A 20986-nucleotide genomic window follows, 5' to 3' on the forward strand; every position below is an offset into this window, starting at 1 on the left:
GCTAAATGTTATTTAACTTATTGAAATAAATGGATTTTTTTATATTTTTGTATTTTCTTGTTTTCTTGAGGGTGTCCGCAAAAAGTGTCCGGTGTCCGCCTTGTCTGCGGTCGGACGGCAGTGGACAGTTCCACTATTTGTTAGAGGAAAAGTGGGGGGAGGGAGGCTGCGCCATGCGGGGTTGCTGCCGTTTATGGTAGAGTGCGCGGCCTTTTTTTGATCAATCTCAATTTAATTAGCTGTCTCCTATGTTTCCTTCGCTGCTCTCATCGACCAAAGCCGACTGGTTCGGCAACATACGTCGGGATATTCTCGCCGGCCTGGTAGTGGCCCTGGCTTTGATACCCGAAGCCATTGCTTTCTCGATTATCGCGGGCGTTGACCCCAGGGTCGGACTCTACGCCTCTTTCTGTATCGCCGTTGTGATTGCATTTGTCGGCGGTCGCCCGGGAATGATCTCCGCTGCCACCGGGGCCATGGCTCTGCTGATGGTGACCCTGGTGAAAGAACACGGGTTGCAATATCTGCTTGCGGCAACCTTATTGACGGGGGTGCTGCAGATTATTGCGGGTTACCTGAAGCTGGGCAGCTTAATGAGTTTTGTCTCCCGGGCTGTGGTGACAGGGTTCGTCAATGCCCTGGCAATATTGATATTCCTGGCGCAAATGCCGGAATTGATCGGCGGCACCTGGGAAGTCTATGCAATGACTGCGGCCGGTCTGGGGATTATTTACCTGTTCCCTTATATTCCCGTGATCGGCAAAGCTGTGCCATCACCGCTGGTGTGTATTCTGCTCCTCACCGCAGTGGCAGTGACTATGGGATTGGATATTCGCACTGTCGGCGATATGGGTGAGCTGCCGGATACTCTGCCTGTTTTCCTCTGGCCAGAAGTTCCGCTTAACTTTGAAACCTTACAGATTATCTTTCCCTACTCCGCAGGTCTGGCCGTTGTGGGCTTGCTGGAATCCCTGATGACGGCGACGATTGTCGACGACCTGACCGATACTACCAGTGACAAAAACCGAGAGTGTAAAGGTCAGGGTATTGCCAATATTGCTGCGGGTACCCTGGGCGGTATGGCTGGCTGTGCCATGATCGGCCAGTCTGTTATTAATGTAAAATCCGGTGGCCGCGGCCGTCTTTCCACTCTGGTGGCCGGTATCGGTCTGCTGACCCTGGTAGTGTTTATCAGTGACTGGGTTGCGGTGATCCCCATGGCGGCGCTGGTGGCAGTCATGATTATGGTTTCTATCGGCACCTTTGACTGGAGTTCCATCCGCAACCTGAAGCACTACCCACTCTCTACAAATTTGGTAATGCTGGCGACTGTGGTTGTGGTAGTGTGGACTCACAACCTGGCCTATGGTGTATTTGTCGGTGTGCTGTTGGCATCGCTCTTCTTTGCCAACAAAGTCAGTCACTTTATGTATGTGAGCAGCTCCCTGGATGAAAAGCAGAGTCGCCGCACTTACAAGGTCATTGGGCAGGTATTTTTCAATTCAGCCGATAAGTTTACCGCTTCATTTGATTTCAAAGAGGTGGTGGATACGGTGGTGATCGACCTCAATCGCGCGCACTTCTGGGATGTTTCCGGGGTTAATGCGCTGGATAAGGTGGTGCTTAAGTTCCGCCGCGAGGGAGCACAAGTTGAGCTGGTAGGACTGAATGAAGCCAGTGAAACGATCGTCGACCGTTTCGGCGTACACGATAAGCCCGAGGAAATAGAGCGGGTTCTTGGAGGACATTGATGGCCGTCAGCAACAGCGAAAATAACAACGAGAACACTCCCTTGATACTCTCTTGTATCGATGGCTCTCATTACACTGGAGCGGTGTGTGATTACTCGGCCTGGCTGGCCAGGAGCCTGCAAGCACCGTTAAAGCTGTTGCACAACATCGAAAGAAGCAGTGTCCCTGCTGTAACCGATTTTACCGGTAGTATCGGCCTGGGAAGCCAGGAAGAATTGCTGGAAGAGTTAACTGCGCTGGAGCAGCAGCGGGCGCAGTTGATGGTGCAGCAGGGCAAACTGATGCTACAGGCCGCCCGCAGTCGCGCCGAAGATGCCGGTGTGCAAAATATCAAAGCCTGCCAGCGTCACGATAGCCTGACAGAATCAGTGGTGGAAATGGAAGACTCCATTCGCGCACTGGTGTTGGGAATTCGCGGTGAAGAGCACGGGGATTCCGAGCGGGGACTCGGTGCTCACCTGGAGACAGTGGTGCGCTCACTACACAGGCCGATTCTCGTGGTCAATCGGGACTTCAAAGAGCCCAGCAAGGTGATGCTTGCCTACGATGGCAGTGAGGCCTCGCGCAAGGCTTTGTCGATGGTTGCAGAGAGCCCACTGTTTCGCGAACTCTCCTGTCATCTTGTCTATGTAGGACCTGCCGAAACTGCGGAGAAATTGTTGGCTGAGGCCTCGGAAATACTGGATTCTGCGGGGCTCGCCTGTACTGCCAGCAATCTTACCGGCAATACAGTTGAAGCATTGGTGGCCTACCAAACCGAGCACCAGATTGATCTAACCATAATGGGGGCTTTCAGCCACAACCGCTTGCATGACCTTCTTATGGGAAGCATCACCGTTAAAATGTTGTTGAAAACTCGTCAGCCCCTGTTGCTGTTGCGGTAGTAGCCCCTTCGCCTTCCACCTAAAGTGCCTGGGCCGCTTCCCGGGGACTGGCAAACCAGCGTAAGGATTCTGCCTCATCGGGTAGCCTTAAATCGTAGAAATGGGCTTCGCGACCAGCCTTGCGAAGCTCTTTTTCCCCTATCGCTAAATAGTCATTAAGATCTAAGTTGCACAGGTTTTCCTGTCCTCGTTTTGTATCTGCCTCGGTAAATGTCAGCTGAGAGATATCAAGCGATGTGCTCATTTTCTTATCCTGATATCGCCATACGCCGGTGAGTGGGTCAAAATAATAAAACGGCAATAACCTCCAACCGTATTTAGCAACCAAGGCTACTGCCTCCAATAAGTATTTAAAGACTTCCTCGCTGATAAAATAGTTAAAATTGAGCCTTATCCAGCCGGGCCTCAGTACCTTGTGACCTTGCAGGATTTGCTCTTCCAGGGATTTACTGTGTGCCATATTGATGCCCAATAAAGCGTGCCCATAGGGACCGGCACAGGAGCAGCCTCCGCGAACCTGAATACCAAACAGGTCATTGAGCAATGCCACCACAAAACCGTAGTGAAGGTCCTTATTGTTCCATTTAATTCGCAGGGAGATGATGGATAGTCGCGCGGAGTCAGTATTGCCGAGTATCTCAATGGCCTTCTCCTTCGACCAGCGTTGCAGTGCCCGCTGTAAAAATTGGGTTTCACGTCGACCAATCTCTTTTGTGCCCACCGTCTGTTGAAGTTTGAAGACCATTCCGGCCCTGATCGACTCGATAATGGCTGGGGTGCCGCCCTCTTCACTGCGCTCGGCGTCTTCCAGATAGCGGTGATCTTCCGGCGTGACATAAAGGACGGTACCGCCTCCCGGTGTAGCAGGTACCGAATTTTTCAGCAGATCTTCGTGTACAACCAGAATACCTGGGGTGCCAGGTCCCCCGATGAATTTGTGCGGGGAGATAAACACGGCATCCTTTTGGTAGTGGCTATCCGGCGTTGCTGGCCCTTGCATATTAATTTGCACATAGGGTGCTGCGGCGGCGTAGTCCCAAAAAGATAAAGCTCCGTGTTTTTTAAGGAGTGCAGTCACTGCATCTACATCTGTTTTGATTCCAGTTACGTTAGAGGCCGCAGAAAAACTGCCGATTTTAAGTGGTCTATGGGCATGGGCACGCAGTTCTGATTCCAGCACTTCAAGGTCAAGTCTGCCACTTTGATCCAGTGGAATAGCGATCAAGTCGGCAATGCTCTCTCGCCAGGGGAGTTCATTGGAATGGTGCTCGTATGGGCCGATAAAAATAACCGGGCGATCATGTTCGGGAATTCTACTTAAGAGCTGGTGTTGCCTATCCAGGTCTGCGGGCAGGCGCAAGTTGAGAATATCGATCAATTTGTTGATCGCGGCTGTTGCACCAGAACCACAAAAAATCACTTTATGGTTATCGCTGGCGTTGACTGCCTGACGAATTTCTTCACGGGCCTGCTCCCGTAGCGCGGTGGTATGGGCACCTGTATAGGAGCTCTCGCTGTGGGTATTGGCATAGAAGGGCAGTACCTGCTGGCGGATAGTCTCTTCGATAAATATCAGCGCACGACCGGAAGCTGTGTAATCGGCGTACACCAGAGGACGTTTTCCAAATGGCGTTACGATTGCTTGCATATCGCCGATTACCGAGTCGCGGATGTGCTTTATCAGGTCTGTCATGATTTCCTTTCCCCTGTTTTGTGGAGCTCACTTTAGTCCCGAATGCTTGACACAATGTCTCTAAATGTATCTGTTATTATAAGATTTATGAATTCTTGTACCGAAATTTAGATATAAATCGTAAAACTGTGCCAGAGCGCTTCATTGTGAGTGATTGGACGAGGCGGGGACTGAGTGATGACTGAAGGATTAAGCAAACTGGACAGGGCAATACTCGAGCTGTTGCAGGCTGATGCGACCCTGTCAGTGGGGGATATTGCCGAGCGGGTTGGGATGTCCAAGTCGGCGTGCTGGCGCCGCATTCACCGTCTTGAGGATGAGGGGGTGATTTGTGACAGAGTTACCCTCCTTGATCAGCAAAAACTGAACTTGCCGCTGACAGTCTATATCTCAATTCGTACCAATCAGCACAACGATCAGTGGGCCGCCCGTTTTGGCGAATTGGTACAGGGGGTGGCTGAAATTCTTGAGGTTCATCGCATGAGTGGAGATCTGGACTATCTGATCAAAGCGGTAGTCACCGATATGCCTGGCTACGATCGTCTCTATAAGGAACTGATCAAGGCCGACCTGTTTGATGTCAGCTCCAGTTTTGTTATGGAGACGATGAAGCAGACAACCCGTTTACCGCTAAATCATGCATTGTCCAAATAAGGTTGGACTCTAGCCGCGTCGATTACTCCACCAGTGGCGCAATCGGGTTTCTCCCAGGGCGCTGTCACCCGGGGGGGCCTTAAGACTGTTGCGAATCTCACTCCAGGCGTTGGAGTTCAACCACAAGTTCAGGGCGAGTACCACCAGCATAGTGGTGATAGAGCCGAGCCCCGCCAGCAACATGTCTTTTTGCGCATCCCAGATATCTCCTTGAGAACCGAGGAAGGCTGCGCCCAATTCTGGAGAGACAGCTTTCGCCGCTTGCCACTCGATGATTTCGTAGATTGAAGAGAGCGCAAAAGTCACGTCTACCGGGAAGAAATAGGCCCAGAATCCACGCAGCTGAGCCAGGCGCACAAGAATCTCTCGCACCGGATACGCCAGGAGAAGGCCAAAGCTGAAATGCACCAGGCGGTCGTACATATTGCGATCGGAGCCCAGCCATTCCTGCAAGGTGTAGCCAAAAGGCGTTTCGGCATAGGTGTAGTGAGAGCCGATCACATGAAGGCACATGAAGATGGTGATCAATGTATAGGAGATATTCGATAAGGGAAAATTCCGTGCACTGATCAAAATGACCGGTAGAGCGGCAAATACCAGGTAGTTCTCCAGCAACCAGTCATCGGGGTGCAGGGGTTCCCAGGCAGACCAGGCCCAGGTAATGGCAAATGTGGTCAATAAGAACAGGCGGAACCAGTGTTGGCGAAGGAAAGTCTGCATATGTTTGGCGCCTCTACGTCGGGCTAGAGATTGGCGCCAGGATACACCATTGGAGGGGAATAGGAATTGCGTTGAATTACGGTCCGCTAATGCAATGCCGCGCGGTGTGGGAGTGCGGCAGTAATCGCGGCTTCCTCGTCGAGTAATTCAGATAGCCTCGCTTCCACTTTTTCGCGGGGAAAGTACTCCAGCGCGAGTTCGACAAATAGTTCGTGGTGGCGAGCTTCACTATCGGTGATGACCCGGTAGAAGGTCTTCAGGGGGCCAGCTGGCAGTGCCTCAGCCACCAGTCCAAAGCGCTCGTACCCCCGCGCTTCAATGATCGCTGCGGTGAGCAGGCGGTCCATCAAGTATTCATCTGGCCCCCGGCGAATCAGTTGGCGCAGGGCGTTGATATACGGATCTTTCGCATCCGGTGCCTGGTAGATCCCTCGATCATGCATAATCCTGATAACCTGGCGGAAGTGGTTCATTTCTTCCAGTGCCAGGTTGATCATGGCTTCCACTAAAACGGGCTTGTCGGGGTAGTGGGAGAACATGGATACCGCCATGCCGGAGGCCTTTTTCTCTGCGGCAGCATGGTCCTGCAGGAATCGATCAAAGTCGGCGAGCACTACTTGAGCCCAGGATTTGGGGGTGTGAAATCGCAGTTCAAACATAGTCGATGGCGGTTAGTGCAAAGCGTCAGTATACCGCCACCGGTTCACTGCTCTAGAGCGTTATTGCTCCGGGGTAGAGTCAGCTGGCAATTCTGCGTTCGCGAACCTCCCGCTCTTGTTGAGTAACAATTCGGGCCTGTTCCAGGGACATGCCGGCCTTTGCATGAGGGGTGGGCTTGCCATTTGCGTCCAGCGCGACAAAAACAATTTGGTCCACTTGCACAATCAGCTGTTGTGACTGTTTGTTGCGAACCTCGCAATGGACTGTGAGCGAGGTTTGGCCGATACCAACCACCTCGAATCCAAACTCCACCACATCACCGCAGCAAGCGGAGCTGACGAAGTCAATTTCCGACATCAGTTTGGTGACCAGCATCGGAGTACCCATCTGGCAGCCGGCAAAGATTGCCGCTTCCTCATCAATCCAGGACAGTAGCTGTCCGCCGAACAGGCGCTGAGCGGGATTGAGGTCTCCGGGTTTCACACAGTGTCGCGAATAGTATTTCACTCTGACCTTCCTAAGTTACTTCAGGTTGAACAACGCTTGAGCCACCCCTGGCTCGACCGTATTGCAGCAGTGGGCTGCTTACTGGGGATACTGCATACCGCGTGCCAAGCTAGAAAAATCCCAGTCAATGAATTCTTCCGAAAAAATGTGTCAATAAACCCATTAGCAGCACCGACTTGGCGCAACATTAATCACTGTAGCCCCTTTTATGTGCAGAAAAGTCAGGAAATATCGCTTTATCGATTGGATTTTTAATGGGGAGTGGCCGCTTTGGCCGGGATAGCAGATATTTTGGACGCCAGATGTGGATTGTGGGAAATACCGCTATGGGACTCCTCGGCGACAGAGATTAGAATGGCCCACGAACCTGACCCAGGCGTCGCACTCACGACCTCGGGTTGAGAGTTCTCCGGAGCGCCACCAGCGTATCTGTAATCAGGTAACAACGATTCCCAAAAGACGAAGGGAGAGACTGTAAGGATGATCATCCAGCCGAAAGTACGCGGTTTTATTTGTACCAATGCCCACCCGCAGGGCTGCGCTGCTAACGTACGCGAGCAGATTGAGTATATTCAGTCCCAGCCAGCGGTCGAAAATGGGCCCAAAAAGGTGCTGGTGATAGGTGCCTCCACAGGTTATGGCCTGGCATCACGAATTACAGCTGCTTTTGGTTGCGGCGCAAGTACCCTTGGTGTGTTCTTCGAGAAGCCGCCTACTGAAAAGCGCACAGCTTCTGCGGGTTATTACAATTCCGCAGCTTTTGAGCAGGAGGCCCACAAAGCGGGGCTTTACGCAAAGAGTATCAATGGCGATGCCTTTTCAGATGAGGTGAAAGCCCAGACTGTAGAGATGATCAAAGAAGACCTCGGTCAGGTTGATCTCGTGGTTTACAGCTTGGCATCCCCGCGTCGCACAGACCCGAAAAGCGGTGAGCTGTATAGCTCTGTACTCAAGCCCATTAACAAATCTTACACTGCCAAGAATCTGAACACTGACAAGCTGGAGATCTCCGATATTACTTTGGAGCCGGCGAGTGACGAAGAGATCGCAAATACCGTCAAGGTTATGGGTGGTGAAGACTGGGAACTATGGATGCAGGCCCTTGGCGATGCGGGAGTCCTGGCTGATAACTGCAAAACAGTGGCCTACACCTATATTGGTGAAAAGTTGACCTGGCCGATTTATGGTCATGCGACTATCGGTAAAGCTAAAGAAGACCTCGATCGCGCGGCAAAAGCGATCACCGATAGCGGTAAGGCTGCGGCTAACGTTGCCGTTTTGAAGGCGTTAGTTACCCAGTCCAGTTCTGCCATTCCGGTGATGCCGCTCTATATTTCCCTTGTCTACAAAATCATGAAAGAAGAGGGGACTCATGAGGGCTGTATCGAACAGCTCTACCGCCTCTACACCGAGGGACTCTATACCGATACTCCGCGTCTTGATGATGTGAGCCGATTGCGTATGGATGAGAAAGAGTTGCGCCCTGAGACCCAGGCTAAGATTGAAAAGCTGTGGCCTGAGGTAACTGCTGAGAACCTGTTCGACCTGACTGACTTTAAAGGTTATCAGGCGGACTTTCTCAAGTTGTTTGGGTTTGGTGTGAATGGCATTGATTACGATGCCGATACCTCTCCTCTGGTTGATGCCAACTTCAAATGATTTCTAGCGGGGCTCTATTTAGGGGCCCGCTTCTCCCTTTCTTTACTCTCTTCCTACAACTCTTCTTCTCAAAACCGCATAATTCGCTTTTTCGGCTTATGGGGGCTTTTCAATGGAGTATCGCCAACTCGGCACCACCAGCCTGAAGGTCAGCAAGATCTGCCTGGGCACCATGACCTATGGTGAACAGAATAGTGAGAATGAAGCTGCTGAGCAGCTCGACTATGCGCTGGCGCAGGGAGTTAATTTTATTGATTGTGCAGAAATGTACCCAGTACCGCCACGGCCAGAAACCCAGGGGCGAACGGAGGAATATATCGGCAATTGGTTGGCCGCACGTGGAGGTCGGCAGCAGGTTGTTCTCGCCACCAAAGTAGCCGGTCGCAGTGCAGCTAACTCGGGCGTTGGCCATATCCGCTCGGGCCCCCGTTTGAATCGCGAGCAGATTTTGCAGGCTTGTGATGATTCCCTAAAGCGTCTCCGCACCGACTATATCGATCTCTATCAAGTCCACTGGCCGGAGAGACAGACTAATTTCTTTGGACGCTTGGACTATTCCCACGGCAGCGATGATGGTGTATCCATTGCTGAAACACTGGGTGCGCTGGAGGAGTTGGTGGAGCAGGGGAAAGTTCGCCATATTGGCATTTCCAATGAGACCCCTTGGGGCATGTTTGAATATCTGCAGCAGGCAATTGCCTATGGAAAGCCTCGGGTCGTGTCGATTCAAAACCCCTACAACCTTTTGAACAGGGCTTTTGAAGTTGGTTGTGCGGAAATTGCCATTCGCGAAAGGTGTGGCTTGTTAGCTTATTCCCCTCTGGCATTCGGGGTCTTGTCTGGCAAGTACCTGGGTGGGAAAAAGCCTGAGGGGGCGCGACTCACCCGTTATGAACGTTTCCAGCGCTATGCTGGTGAGCGTACTCTGGCGGCGACCCAGGCCTATGTAGATTTAGCCCGACAGTTTGGCCTGGATCCGGCACAGATGGCGCTGGCATTTGTGAATCATCAGCCATTTGTTACTTCGAATATTATTGGTGCCACAACTATGGAGCAGTTGCGTTCCAATATTTCCAGCGCTGAGATCACTTTGGATGATGAGCAATTGGTCGCTATCGATGCTATTCACCAAGATAACCCCAACCCGGCGCCTTAAAGGGCTGGGCGCCTAACTATAATTGGGGTACGCGCCTTGAAAGTATGGCGCGAGAGTAGTTAGTGGAAATTGTTATGGAAATCACCGGGCACCACACTCTGAAGGACCTGTTTTCCCAGTTGGGACTGGCGTCTGAAGATGCGCAAATCCATGAATTCCTGGTCACGCACTACCTGCATCGCCATGAAAAGCTCTCTGCAGCCTCGTTTTGGACCGAAAACCAGCGGGAGTTTCTGGAGAGCGCTATTTTGGATGATTCGGATTGGTGTGTCGCAGTGGATGAGCTGGATACTTTGTTGCGGCACTGATGCTTAGTTAGTGGCAGGGGTGCGGGCCCCGCCACCTCTTCATAGGGTATACTACGTCGTTTTCAACCGACTTAGTTGGTGCCCCGGCGCCATACCCTGAATAGATCTGATGGAAAAACCCCGATTTCGCGCGGCGCTGCTGCATCCTCGCTACTGGCTGACCTGGCTGCTTTTCGCACTTTGGTTTTTGATTGCCCAATTGCCTTATCGTTGGCAGTTGGCTATAGGTCGTGGATTTGGGCGCTTGATGCTCAGGGTGGCTACCAGCCGCCGAACCATTGCCGAGCGCAATCTTGCGCTGTGCTTCCCCGAACTGGGAGAGAGGGAACGGACAGAATTGTTACGGCGCAATTTTGAGTCCAGTGGTATCGCTTTAATGGAAACCGGGATGGCCTGGTTTCGCTCTGCTACTTGGTTAAGGAAACGGTTTACCTTCGAGGGACTGGAGGCACTGCAAGCTATCCAGGCTGAGGGGCAAGGCGTCCTGTTGATGGCTATGCACTTTACCACTCTGGAACTCGGCGCCGCCATGATGGGGATGAGTATCACTCTCGATGGTATGTACAGACCGCACAAAAACCCAGTGTATGACTATATGCAGCGCAAGGGGCGTGAACGTCATACGGAGAATGGCAGTGTTTACCAGCGCAAAGATGTACGCGGAGTTCTGCGAGCCCTGCAGCGGGGGCGTGCAGTCTGGTATGCTCCAGACCAGGATTACGGGATTAAACAGGGGATATTTGCCCCGTTCTTTGGTGTTCCCGCGGCAACAGTGACAGGAACTTCGCGGTTTGCCCGGGTCGGGAAGGCCAAGGTAGTGCCCTATGTGGTGACTCGACTCGAAGATGGTTCAGGTTATCGTCTTAAAATCTACGATCCCATAGAGCAGATCCCTTCCGGGGATGAACTGCAGGATGCCATCTTGGTGAACCAGTTTATCGAAGCCCGTATTCGTGAGATGCCTGAGCAATATATGTGGGTGCACCGCCGTTTTAAGACTCGCCCGGAGGGCGCTGAAAACGTCTACCTCGGAGTACGTAAAAAGAAAAAGAAGCGCAGAAGAGTGGCGAGTTAACCACACTGGCATAGATACCCTGGCCTAAGTAACATACTGAGCTGGCTCTGGCGGTGCTATTCCGGGTGGAGTGCAAAAGATAAGGAGTGAGGATGTTAACCGGTAGTATGGTGGCCCTGGCCACCCCAATGTATGCAGACGGAAGCCCGGACTGGGACAGCCTGCACAACCTTGTTGAGTGGCATATTGAGCAGGGTACCCGCGCATTAGTAGCTGTGGGTACTACAGGTGAATCCGCGACTTTGGACTTTAATGAGCATATTGAGGTTATTCGTCGGGTTGTGGATCAGGTTGCTGGTCGCATCCCGGTTATTGCCGGAACAGGTGCCAACTCTACGGCTGAAGCGATTGATTTAACGGAAAATGCCGCCAGATGCGGTGCGGATGCTTGCCTGCTGGTTACACCTTATTACAACAAACCCACCCAGGAAGGCCTCTACCAACACTATCGTGCGGTCGCTAAGGCGGTTTCTATACCCCAGATTCTCTACAATGTGCCCGGTCGCACGGCGGTCGATATGCTGCCAGAGACGGTGCAGCGCCTGGCTCTTATCGGCAATATAGTGGGCATCAAGGAAGCTACTGGTGACCTGGAGCGGGCTAAAGTTTTAATAGATACTTTGCCGGAAGGGTTTGCTGTTTACTCTGGCGATGACTGTACGGCCGTAGAGTTAATGCTCCTGGGCGGCCATGGCGATATCAGTGTAACAGCCAATGTAGCCCCTGCCGCTGTAGCTCAAATGTGTGAAGCAGCATTGGCCGGCGATGCGGTGACTGCGAGGGCAATTGATCAGCGAATACAAATATTGCACAAAGTCCTGTTTTTGGAGTCCAACCCGATACCGGTGAAATGGGCTCTTCGGGAGATGGGTCGTGTCGATGGCGGAATACGCCTGCCACTGACAACTTTATCTCCGGAACATCACGGAACAGTGCGCGAAGCTCTGCGCAGTGCCGGTGTACTCTAAACCCGCGAACTGAGAATTAACCAGGATAGCTTTAATGAAAAAATTGACCGTTGGAGCCGGGCTCTTTATCTCCAGTGTTACGCTGGCTGGGTGCGGTGTGTTCGGCAACGATGGCTATTTCCGCGATCGCAGTAATGACTACCAGCATGCCGATAGCCTGACTCCCCTGAGGATACCCGAAGGTGTGAACACTAAGCATCAGGAGGAGCTCTATGAGATCCCTCAGATTGCTGGAGAGCAGTTGGCACAAGGTGACTTTGAGGTTCCGCGTCCCCAGGCAATCTCGGTTAATGCGGGTTTGGACAAAGTAAAAATTCAAAAGCTCGGCGGAAACCGCTGGGTGCTGGTAACTCAGCCTCCTGAAGAGGTTTGGCCCCAATTGCATCAATTCTTGCGCAGTTCGGGCTTGACGCTAGAAATGTCGGATGCCAGCGCTGGTGTTCTAGAAACTGCCTGGATGACGTTTAAAGAGAGCCCTGACACTAAAGATAAATACCGTTTGCAAGTAGAGACCGGTGTACAGCCAGATACTACAGAAGTTCATGTGCGCCACCTCTCTGTACCTTCAGCGGCCCAGGTTGGTGGTAGTGTTAATTGGCCGAAGCAATCATCCAGCCCTGAGCGGGAGGGCTGGATGATCGATGAGATGTCCACTGCCCTGGCCTCTGAGACAGCTGCTGCTACTGCATCTTTGGTTGCACAAGCTATCGGCAGCAGCACTCTGAAAGTGCAACTGCGAGAACCTGCCGGCAATGAGCCGTATATTGCGATGGGGCTGGAAATGGACAGAGCTTGGGCAACAGTCGCTCATGCGGTTAACTCCGGCGCCTATCGGTTGCACCGTGAAGATGCTGATATCGGCCTTTTTTATGTTACTTACGATGAAGAGCGAGAGCTTGCCACTGATGAAGAGGATGATGGAGGTTGGTTCTCTTGGGGCGGCAAGAGTGATGAGGATGAGCTGGCTGAGAGTGCTGATCAGGTAAGCCTGCAGCAGATTCTGGCTGGAATTGACCTGACTGAAGGTGCTGAGCCAGTCCTTTTCAAGGAAATTAAAGGCCTGGGAGTTGGCTCTACTACGAGTGAAGCTTACCCCGGTTACTTGATTGTTATCCGTGGCAATGACGATGAGATCGAAGTCCGCGTGCGCAACACCCGGGGACAGCCGCTATCCAGGAATGAAGCTGCCCAGCTGCTTCAATCTATCCAGCAGAATCTCATTTAATGGGTCTTCGCTTCGCCTCTTTGGGAAGCGGCAGTAAAGGCAATGGAACAGTGGTCGCCAGTGGCGACCACTTTCTTTTGGTCGACTGCGGTTTTACCATCAAGGAAACCGAGCGCCGTATGGCGCGGCTCGGTATGTCTCCTGCTGATATTTCTGCGATTGTGGTTACCCACGAACACAGTGATCACCTTTCCGGTGTGGGCCCGCTTGCGCGCAGGTATGGCCTGCCTGTTTACCTGACGCCCGGTACTTTTAAGGCGCGTGATATTGGCAAGTTACCGGAGTTGCACTTAATTGAGGGGCACCAGCCTTTTGTTGTCGCTGATATTCAAGTAACCCCGGTCGCGGTTCCCCACGATGCCCGTGAGGCGGCGCAGTTTGTCTTTCGCTATCGCGGTAGCAGTCTGGGCTTGTTGACGGACTTGGGGACTATCACCCCTCATGTTGAAACGCATTTTGGCGATTGTGATGCCTTGGTTTTAGAAGCAAATCACGACCCTCTGATGCTCGCTCAAGGACCCTATCCACCTTCGTTGAAGCGACGCGTTGGAGGTGCCTATGGCCATCTGAGTAATCAGCAGGCTGCTGGCTTTCTACAGCGCGTTGGCTATGAACAGCTACAGCACTTGGTAGTAGCCCATATCAGTGAAAAAAATAACAGTCTTGCTCTGGCAAAGGAGGCCCTGGCAGAGGTTGCCGAAACAGTGGAGAGCTGTATTTTTGCCTGTCAGCAGGAAGGGTTTGACTGGCTTACAGTGGAAAGCCGAAGCTAAGGTCGCTAACTATCCCCAGCTTATATCTGTTTAAATGCGACAAAATTGTTTGTCGTATTTAAATGGGGTGGGCTATGGAAGTACTACTGGTTTATTTGTTGGTCGGTGCCGCTGCTGGAACTATCGCCGGATTATTTGGCGTAGGTGGTGGCCTGATCATTGTTCCTGCCTTGGTTTTTGTTTTCACCGCCATGGGGATATCCCCTGAAATCCTCACCCACATGGCTGTGGGTACCTCCCTGGCAACAATCATTGTCACTTCAATCAGTTCAGTGCGCGCCCACAACAAGAAAAGGGCGGTGGACTGGAAGATCTTTGGGATTATGGCTCCAGGCATTTTAATCGGCTCCTGGGCCGGTGGTGTCACTGCTGAATTACTTCCCGGTGCTTGGCTGCAGCTGTTGATCGGTGTCTTTGCTATCGTGATTGCGGTGAGGATGTGGCTTAGTGGTGCCCGGCACGATCAATTAACGGAGGGGGCCGGCAACTTGCCAAGGTCATCTTTACTGCTATCTGCTGGGGGCGTTATAGGCTGGGTATCCGCGATTTTTGGTATCGGTGGGGGCTCATTAACCGTTCCATTTTTATCCCGCTGTCGGGTGAAGATGCAGCGTGCGGTTGCTACGTCGGCGGCTTGTGGTCTTCCCATTGCGGTTGCGGGTGCACTGAGCTTTGGTTTCCAGGGCTGGAACAACCAGCTTCTTCCAGAATGGAGTAGTGGCTATGTGTACTGGCCTGCGTTTTTTGGAATTGTTATCACCAGCACGTTTTTTGCCCGCTTTGGTGCCAATCTCGCCCATCGCCTTTCTCCCAAAATGCTTAAGCATTGCTTTGCCGTTTTGCTGTTTATTATTGGGGCGCGCTTTATCTGGCTGAATGTCGGTCTATTACAAGGCTTGCTTTAGGCGAGGGAAAATAAAAAAGGCCACTGCATGCAGTGGCCTTTTTTTGGGAGTACAGCTAAGTATTAGGCCGTTTTAGTAGAGCCTTCAGCTGTCGCAGTATTCTGTGGTGCTTCTGAGTCACTTTCCCAGTACTTGGACTTGAGACTGATCAGGGCCAGGATGATACCCACTCCAATTGTGAACAAGCTGATTTGCAGGAACAGGTTTGGCATTTCAGCAACATTGTTCGGATCAAAGTTACCTGACAGAAGACCGGCAAAGAGGTTGCCGATAGAGTAAGTCAGAACAAAGACACCCATCATCTGGCCAGCAAAGCGGCGAGGAGAAAGTTTACTTACTGCACTCAGGGCCACTGGGCTCAGGCAGAGTTCACCGACAGTGTGCAGGAAGTAAGTGGCTACCAGCCAGTAAGGAGCAACTTTCAGGCCCGCTGCTGCATATTGAGCGGCAAAGAACATTACCAGGAAGCCACTGGCCATGATGATCAGGCCAAGTGCACATTTCAGCCCATAGGATGGGGTGATCATGCGTTTGCCCAGGTTAATCCACAGTGCGGCAAAGAACGGGGACAGGGTAATGATAAAGATGGAGTTAAAGCTTTGTAGCCAGGAGGTTGGCATTTCAAAGCTGCCAATCAGGCGATCCGTGTAGTCGCGGCCGAATAGGTTCAGTGAGGAGCCCGCTTGCTCGAAGCCCGACCAGAAAAAGGTAGAGGCTACACAGACTAGGAATAGCGCCCACATTTTCTTTTTCTCTGGCCCGCTCAGCTGGCCGCCAAAGTAGATAAAGCCAAAGTAGGCAAGGAAAGTCAGGGTGAAGGCTACAGCTACGTACTTGGCTATTTCTACCGGGTTGATGGTGATAGTGCCATTCATCACCAAGCCAGTAATCACTGCAACACCGACTACGACAGCACCAATTATGCGCCAAGCTAGTTTTGCCTTTTCTGGCGAAAGTGGGTTCTCGGGATTGAGGCTTGCGCCCCCCAGATTGTGGATAGTGCGGCGATACTGGATCAGGCCAATAGCCATCCCCACTGCAGCGGCACCAAAGCCCCAATGCCAACCGACATTTTCACCAAAGTAACCGCAGACGGCATAGCCAATAATTGAGCCCATATTGATGCCCATATAGTACAGAGCGTATCCACTGTCGCGGCGAACATCATCTGGTTGGTACAAATGTCCAACTGCTGCACTGATGTTGGGCTTGAGGAGGCCGGTGCCGGTAGCAACAAGGATCAAGCCAATAAAGAAGCTCCAACTGGTTGGGATGGCGAGCACAATATGGCCACACATAATGATGATGCCGCCGTACCAAATGGTGCGTTGTCCTCCTAGCAGTCGGTCTGCAATCCAGCCACCGGGCAGGCCGAGGAAGTACACGGCGCCAGTGTAGAGCCCATAGATAGCTCCCGCCGCGGCAACAGTAAAGGCCAAGCCCTCTTCCTGAAGACTGGCTGTCATAAACAGCACAAGCAGGGCTCGCATACCGTAGTAACTCATCCGCTCCCACATTTCGGTGAAGAAAAGCGTGGAGAGCCCCTTGGGGTGGCCAAAAAAGCCGGCGTCATTTTGATGTGTATTTGACGACATAAGCTGAAATTCCAGTTGTTATAGCTCTAGTGCAATATGCTGGTGCATATCAGGAAGGCAGCCTGGCCAGGGAATTGAATTTTCGGTGCCCTTTGGTTAGCCAGGTAATTCATCCATGTTTCAGAGTACTATTTATTTCCTGTATTGCTCTTGTTTAAGGAGGTCGCGACCGATCTGGGTTTGGGGCGGATGTTTCCGGCCAGCTCAAAGTCCCAAATGTTTGGAGCACCTACCTCCTGCGTAACTTGGAAAGTTTACCAGCTGTCTATTTAACAGGCGAACTGTTGTGGGGCGTTTTAAGCAAATGGTACCAGGGCACTTTATTTGGCCTTAAATTGGTGATAAATCCTGTTACAGTTCAAAATTTGGGGAGGGAAACGCTGTGAAGGCACTATTTATAGTCGCTGTGGTACTGGTCATTGGTGGTTGTTCCCAGTACCCAAATATCCATACTAAACAAGTAGATACTGATTCTGTTTTGAGTGGACGGGCTGTTTTTAATCGATCTGTTCGAACAAATGAGCTGCCAGATGAAGAACTTTTAGAACTTGATACGGAAATTCGCTCATATCTAAATACACTTTCTCCTGATGCGATACCTGATAGCCGCCTTCAGGCACTGACGAACGCGGTGAGTAAGAGGGAGCTTTTCTTTGAGTACGATGCGAACAGTACCCTCTCTGCTAGGGAAGCCTTTTATCAGCAGCGGGGTAATTGCTTAACTTTTACACTGATGATGGTTGCTATGGCGAGGGAGTTAGGGGTTGAGGCCTTCTTTAATGAAGTCGATGTCCCCCCTGTCTGGAGTCAGGAAGAGGCGGAGACTTTTGTTATTTATCGTCACGTGAATATGGTATCTGAGCACCCAAGCGGTCAGCGAATTATCGATCTCAATCTCGAAGTTTACGATCCTATTTATCAGCAGAGAACCCTGGACGATATTACTGCATTCGCTCTTTATTACAGTAATAGAGGTGTGGAGTTCCTTCGTGAAGGAGATGAGGAGCAAGCATTTCTATATTTACGTAAAGCCTTGCAATTACGTCCTGAAAGAAGTGATTTCTGGTCTAACATGGGGGCTTTCTATAGTCGTTTTGACCATCTTTATGAGGCTGAGCAAAGCTATCTCCAATCCCTCGTTTTACAGGAGGATAACCTGGTTGCCAGCAGCAACTTAGAGTGGTTATATCGCGGCACGGGACGTGATGAGTTAGCCAGCGTCTATGCTGGTAGGGTGAAATTTCACCGGGAACGTAATCCTTACTACCTCTATTACCAGGCTCGCGAATCCTATGAAAACAAAAATTACCTGGATGCAGAAAAACGTCTAAGACGAGCTATAAAGGCCAATGATGATGATCACCGATTCCACTTTTTACTTGGGCTAACTCAATATAACCTTGGTGATTTACTGGCTTCCAGGAATAGCTTTGAGAGAGCATTTTCGCTGGTGAGTAGCTTGGACGTGAAAAATATATATCAGCAAAAACTGGATCGCTTGTTGAATAGTGGTGCTTAATTTTAGTCATTAATAGAAAGGGTGCCATAGGCACCCTTTCTACATTGGCTTTCGGAGTCTGGCTTTAGAATTGGTAGCTAACACCAGCCCAAGCGTAGCGGCCTTGGTAGTCATAGCTGCTGTTCACGTCATACCAGCTGGAGGTGTACGACGGCTCGCGGTCAGCGATATTGTCGATACCAGCAGTAAGACGCATATTGTCATTTACGTCCCAGCCCGCTTTCAGGTTCAAGTAGGTGTGGGAGGGCACATCAACGTAGGGGCTTTGGCCATCGCTCAAGTATTGTACGTCTACACCAAAGTCCCAGTTATCGGCATACCAGGTTGCATTGGCAAGGCCGCGCCACTTCACGTAGAGGCTGCTGTTTGTGCCAACGTAATCCAGGTAGTCGGAAGTTTGCTCAGTTTCTGTGTTGTAGATTTCATACTCAAGTAGGCGAGTAGCCTGTGCTCGCAGAGCAAGTTTACCTGTGTCGAAGTAAAGATTCTGAACTATATCAAGGTCGATACCTTTAGTTCTAATCTCACCGATATTCAGCAGAGAGCCTTCCAAGTAAGTGATCTGGCCACTGTCACCACGCTCAATCAGGGCACAAGCATCGGCAATGCCATCACGGTAGCAGTCGTCCAGAATCTGTTGAAGGTCGGCACTGTCGATCGCGTTAGTGATTTCCACGTCATAGTAGTCAACAGTGATGGACAGGTCTTCAACAAAAGAGGGAGTCCAAACGATGCCGGCGGTGAATGTACGCGCCTCTTCAGCTTCCAGGTCCTCATTACCCCCAATATTGGTAGCGATTTGAGAGCCAGCCTGGGTGAAGCTTGAGCCCACTTCACTACAGTAAGCACCTTGGCCATCTGAGTTGGAGCTACTGGTATCACAGGGGTCTAGAAGGTATTCGTAGCTCTGCGAAGTGCCGCTGTAGAGTTCGTAGATGCCCGGTGCGCGGAAAGAGGTCGAGTAGCTGGTACGGAAACGGAAGTTCTCGGTCGGGGCATAAACAATGCCAAGTTTACCTGTGCTCTGACCACCGAAGGTATCGAAGTCGGAATAGCGCAGGGCGACATCCATAGACAGTTCGTCAGCGTATTTTTCACCGGCGAGAATCGGCAGATTAAATTCTGTGAACAATTCGGTCACCGAATAGTCGCCAGCAGTGGCATCCTGCTGATTACCGAAAGTATCACCGTTCTGAGTTTCTTCACTGGGGTTGAACTCACCGGACTCTTTACGGTATTCAACACCGGCTGCGAAGCCTAGGGGGCCGCCCGGAAGCTGAACAGCGTCGATATCGCCGGTTAAGCTGGCACCAAAGTTAACCAGCTCGTATTCATTGTCTTCGCGATCTGTATAGCTGATGTAATCTATAACTTCATCGCTCATGCCGCCGAGAAAAGAAATATCCTCATCAGCAAGAGAGCTGCCTCCATCGATAACTTCCTGCAATAAGGTCTTGTTGTAGGAGTTGCCAATAGTGTTCTCGCCTTCGTTACGACCAAAGCTCAGGAAGGTATCCCAGCCCCAGCCATTGGCCAGGTCACCGCGGGCGCCACCTAGCAGACGGAAGGTCTCAGTCTTTTGCTCGTAATCACGGGTGCCTCCAGCAACTGGACGCAGGCGGATATCAGTGATGCCATCTTCCCAGCTATCGCCGTGGGTCGCTTCTGGAGCAGAGGGTTCCAAACCATCGGGACTGCCCTGAGATTCCCACTCATCATAAGCGGCCTCATAGGCAGCGAGTTCGATTTGATACTGATCCTCCGCTTCTTGCCAGGCTTCTTCCAACTGAGCGGCGATTTCATTTGATACATTGTCAGAGGTCAGGTTTAGGCCATTACCACTGTACATTGGCTGGGCTGCCAACTGCTGGCTAGTGGTTTTTACGGTGTAAGAGCCTTCGCCGTAGAGTTCAACGGCATCGGTGATTGAGTAGCTACCGCTAGCCATCAGGCTGGTGCGCTCCATGGCTCCAGACAGCCACATGAATTGGCCGATATCGTATGAGGAATAGTCGGTAAGAGATTCACCGTCATCAGAAACACCGAAAGTTCCGTAGTTGGTGAAGATGTTGCCGGTGGGGGACATTGAGCTGTATAGCTGCGCCCAGTCGCGATCGTTATAGGTGATTTCGTCACGCTTGCTGTGGCTGACATTCGCGATAAATTTACCGCGATCGCTTTCCCCACCGAAGGTGATAGAAATTTCTCCATTCTCGCCGCCTCCAGCTTCGGTGGCGCCTGCACGAGCATTGATTCGAACTCCCTCGAAAGAGTCCTTCATCACGATGTTAATAACACCTGCAACCGCATCAGAACCGTATACAGCTGAAGCGCCATCGGTCAGGACTTCAATACGGTCAATCATATCTACTGGGATATTGTTCATATCCACAGCAGAGCTGACACCAGAGCTGGAGGATACAAAGCGTCGACCATTAACCAAAACCAAGGTGCGAGCGGAGCCCAGGTTACGTAGCTCAACGAAAGACAAGCCGGCGCCGCCATTGTTGTCGTTGGAGTTGATTCCTGTGGTGCCCATAGATGGCAGCTGGTTCAGAAGCTCATCAATAGTTCCAACGCCAGAGCGCGCAATGGTTTCGGAGTCAACCAGAGTGATTGGACCTGTCGTGGATAGTGGGTCACGTGCGATGCGTGATCCGGTAACAATTACTTCTTCTACTTCTGCGCCAATATCCGAGGATTCCTGGGCGAGAATGCCAGTGCTGGCCAATGTGCCCAGAGCAGCTATGGCAATGCTCAGTTTGGTCTTGATCATAATGGAACCTTCTTATAGTTAAGGTACTTATAATGCTTTTTATGATATGTGTTAAAAGCTGTCAGACCTGACTTTAATGCATTCCATGTCGATATGGAACTATTGCGATAACTTGAAACTTATGTGCGGTAAGATCTATTGAGATGTATCGTCTTACA

18 protein-coding genes are annotated in these 20986 nt (G+C 51.4%); 12 read left to right on the forward strand and 6 right to left on the reverse strand.

What is annotated here, in order from left to right; translation table 11 throughout:
- Positions 1–248: 248 nt before the first annotated feature.
- Both BTJ40_RS03890 and BTJ40_RS03895 read left to right on the forward strand, forming a co-directional pair.
- The gene (locus BTJ40_RS03890) at positions 249–1751 is read left to right on the forward strand and encodes a SulP family inorganic anion transporter (protein ID WP_108731862.1); all 1503 of its coding nucleotides are present in this window, start codon (positions 249–251) and stop codon (positions 1749–1751) included.
- Positions 1751–2635 (forward strand): universal stress protein, encoded by an 885-nt coding sequence (locus BTJ40_RS03895; protein WP_108731863.1) that lies wholly within the window; start codon positions 1751–1753, stop codon positions 2633–2635. The genes BTJ40_RS03890 and BTJ40_RS03895 overlap by 1 nt, the downstream gene beginning before the upstream one ends.
- A gap of 19 nt (positions 2636–2654) precedes the next feature.
- Here BTJ40_RS03895 and BTJ40_RS03900 read toward each other — a convergent pair whose 3' ends face one another.
- Positions 2655–4328, reverse strand: a complete 1674-nt coding sequence (locus BTJ40_RS03900; RefSeq protein ID WP_108731864.1) for an aminotransferase class V-fold PLP-dependent enzyme — start codon at positions 4326–4328, stop codon at positions 2655–2657.
- A 177-nt stretch (positions 4329–4505) separates the two neighbouring features.
- On the opposite strand from BTJ40_RS03900, the gene BTJ40_RS03905 reads away from it, so the two are divergent.
- Positions 4506–4982, forward strand: a complete 477-nt coding sequence (locus BTJ40_RS03905) for an Lrp/AsnC family transcriptional regulator (RefSeq protein WP_108731865.1) — start codon at positions 4506–4508, stop codon at positions 4980–4982.
- Positions 4983–4991: 9 nt separating this feature from the next.
- On the opposite strand, the gene BTJ40_RS03910 is transcribed toward BTJ40_RS03905, so the two are convergent.
- The 3 genes from BTJ40_RS03910 to BTJ40_RS03920 all read right to left on the reverse strand — a co-directional run bounded on the left by BTJ40_RS03910 (position 4992) and on the right by BTJ40_RS03920 (position 6869).
- Positions 4992–5702 (reverse strand): DUF2238 domain-containing protein, encoded by a 711-nt coding sequence (locus BTJ40_RS03910; protein ID WP_108731866.1) that lies wholly within the window; start codon positions 5700–5702, stop codon positions 4992–4994.
- Positions 5703–5788: 86 nt separating this feature from the next.
- Positions 5789–6361 (reverse strand): tRNA-(ms[2]io[6]A)-hydroxylase, encoded by a 573-nt coding sequence (locus tag BTJ40_RS03915; RefSeq protein ID WP_108731867.1) that lies wholly within the window; start codon positions 6359–6361, stop codon positions 5789–5791.
- A 79-nt stretch (positions 6362–6440) separates the two neighbouring features.
- Positions 6441–6869, reverse strand: a complete 429-nt coding sequence (locus tag BTJ40_RS03920) for an acyl-CoA thioesterase (protein ID WP_108731868.1) — start codon at positions 6867–6869, stop codon at positions 6441–6443.
- Between the two features lie 480 nt (positions 6870–7349).
- On the opposite strand from BTJ40_RS03920, the gene fabV reads away from it, so the two are divergent.
- The 8 genes from fabV to BTJ40_RS03960 all read left to right on the forward strand — a co-directional run bounded on the left by fabV (position 7350) and on the right by BTJ40_RS03960 (position 14938).
- Positions 7350–8528 carry an enoyl-ACP reductase FabV gene (gene fabV / locus BTJ40_RS03925; RefSeq protein ID WP_108731869.1) on the forward strand — a complete coding sequence of 393 codons (1179 nt, stop codon included), beginning with the start codon at positions 7350–7352 and terminating at the stop codon, positions 8526–8528.
- A 112-nt stretch (positions 8529–8640) separates the two neighbouring features.
- Positions 8641–9684, forward strand: a complete 1044-nt coding sequence (locus BTJ40_RS03930; RefSeq protein WP_108731870.1) for an NADP(H)-dependent aldo-keto reductase — start codon at positions 8641–8643, stop codon at positions 9682–9684.
- Positions 9685–9758: 74 nt separating this feature from the next.
- Positions 9759–9992: a DUF2789 family protein gene (locus tag BTJ40_RS03935; RefSeq protein WP_108731871.1), complete on the forward strand. Its 234-nt coding sequence runs from the start codon at positions 9759–9761 to the stop codon at positions 9990–9992.
- Positions 9993–10101: 109 nt separating this feature from the next.
- Positions 10102–11067 carry an LpxL/LpxP family Kdo(2)-lipid IV(A) lauroyl/palmitoleoyl acyltransferase gene (gene lpxL / locus BTJ40_RS03940; protein WP_108731872.1) on the forward strand — a complete coding sequence of 322 codons (966 nt, stop codon included), beginning with the start codon at positions 10102–10104 and terminating at the stop codon, positions 11065–11067.
- Positions 11068–11159: 92 nt separating this feature from the next.
- Positions 11160–12035: a 4-hydroxy-tetrahydrodipicolinate synthase gene (dapA, locus tag BTJ40_RS03945; protein WP_108731873.1), complete on the forward strand. Its 876-nt coding sequence runs from the start codon at positions 11160–11162 to the stop codon at positions 12033–12035.
- 34 nt (positions 12036–12069) lie between these two features.
- Complete coding sequence (bamC, locus tag BTJ40_RS03950; protein ID WP_108731874.1) at positions 12070–13260, forward strand: outer membrane protein assembly factor BamC; 1191 nt, start codon at positions 12070–12072, stop codon at positions 13258–13260.
- Complete coding sequence (locus tag BTJ40_RS03955; RefSeq protein WP_108731875.1) at positions 13260–14033, forward strand: MBL fold metallo-hydrolase; 774 nt, start codon at positions 13260–13262, stop codon at positions 14031–14033. Before bamC ends, BTJ40_RS03955 begins: the two co-directional genes overlap by 1 nt.
- Before the next feature lie 74 nt (positions 14034–14107).
- Complete coding sequence (locus BTJ40_RS03960) at positions 14108–14938, forward strand: sulfite exporter TauE/SafE family protein (protein ID WP_108731876.1); 831 nt, start codon at positions 14108–14110, stop codon at positions 14936–14938.
- A gap of 62 nt (positions 14939–15000) precedes the next feature.
- On the opposite strand, the gene BTJ40_RS03965 is transcribed toward BTJ40_RS03960, so the two are convergent.
- Positions 15001–16533 (reverse strand): peptide MFS transporter, encoded by a 1533-nt coding sequence (locus BTJ40_RS03965; protein ID WP_108731877.1) that lies wholly within the window; start codon positions 16531–16533, stop codon positions 15001–15003.
- A 382-nt stretch (positions 16534–16915) separates the two neighbouring features.
- Here BTJ40_RS03965 and BTJ40_RS03970 point away from each other — a divergent pair, with 382 nt between their 5' ends.
- On the forward strand, positions 16916–18052 hold the full coding sequence (locus BTJ40_RS03970) for a transglutaminase-like domain-containing protein (RefSeq protein WP_108731878.1): 1137 nt from the start codon (positions 16916–16918) through the stop codon (positions 18050–18052).
- A gap of 64 nt (positions 18053–18116) precedes the next feature.
- Here the strand turns inward: BTJ40_RS03970 and BTJ40_RS03975 are convergent, their stop codons facing one another.
- The gene (locus BTJ40_RS03975) at positions 18117–20828 is read right to left on the reverse strand and encodes a TonB-dependent siderophore receptor (RefSeq protein WP_108731879.1); all 2712 of its coding nucleotides are present in this window, start codon (positions 20826–20828) and stop codon (positions 18117–18119) included.
- Positions 20829–20986: the final 158 nt, after the last annotated feature.

The organism is Microbulbifer sp. A4B17 (genome assembly GCF_003076275.1).
Classification (GTDB): domain Bacteria; phylum Pseudomonadota; class Gammaproteobacteria; order Pseudomonadales; family Cellvibrionaceae; genus Microbulbifer.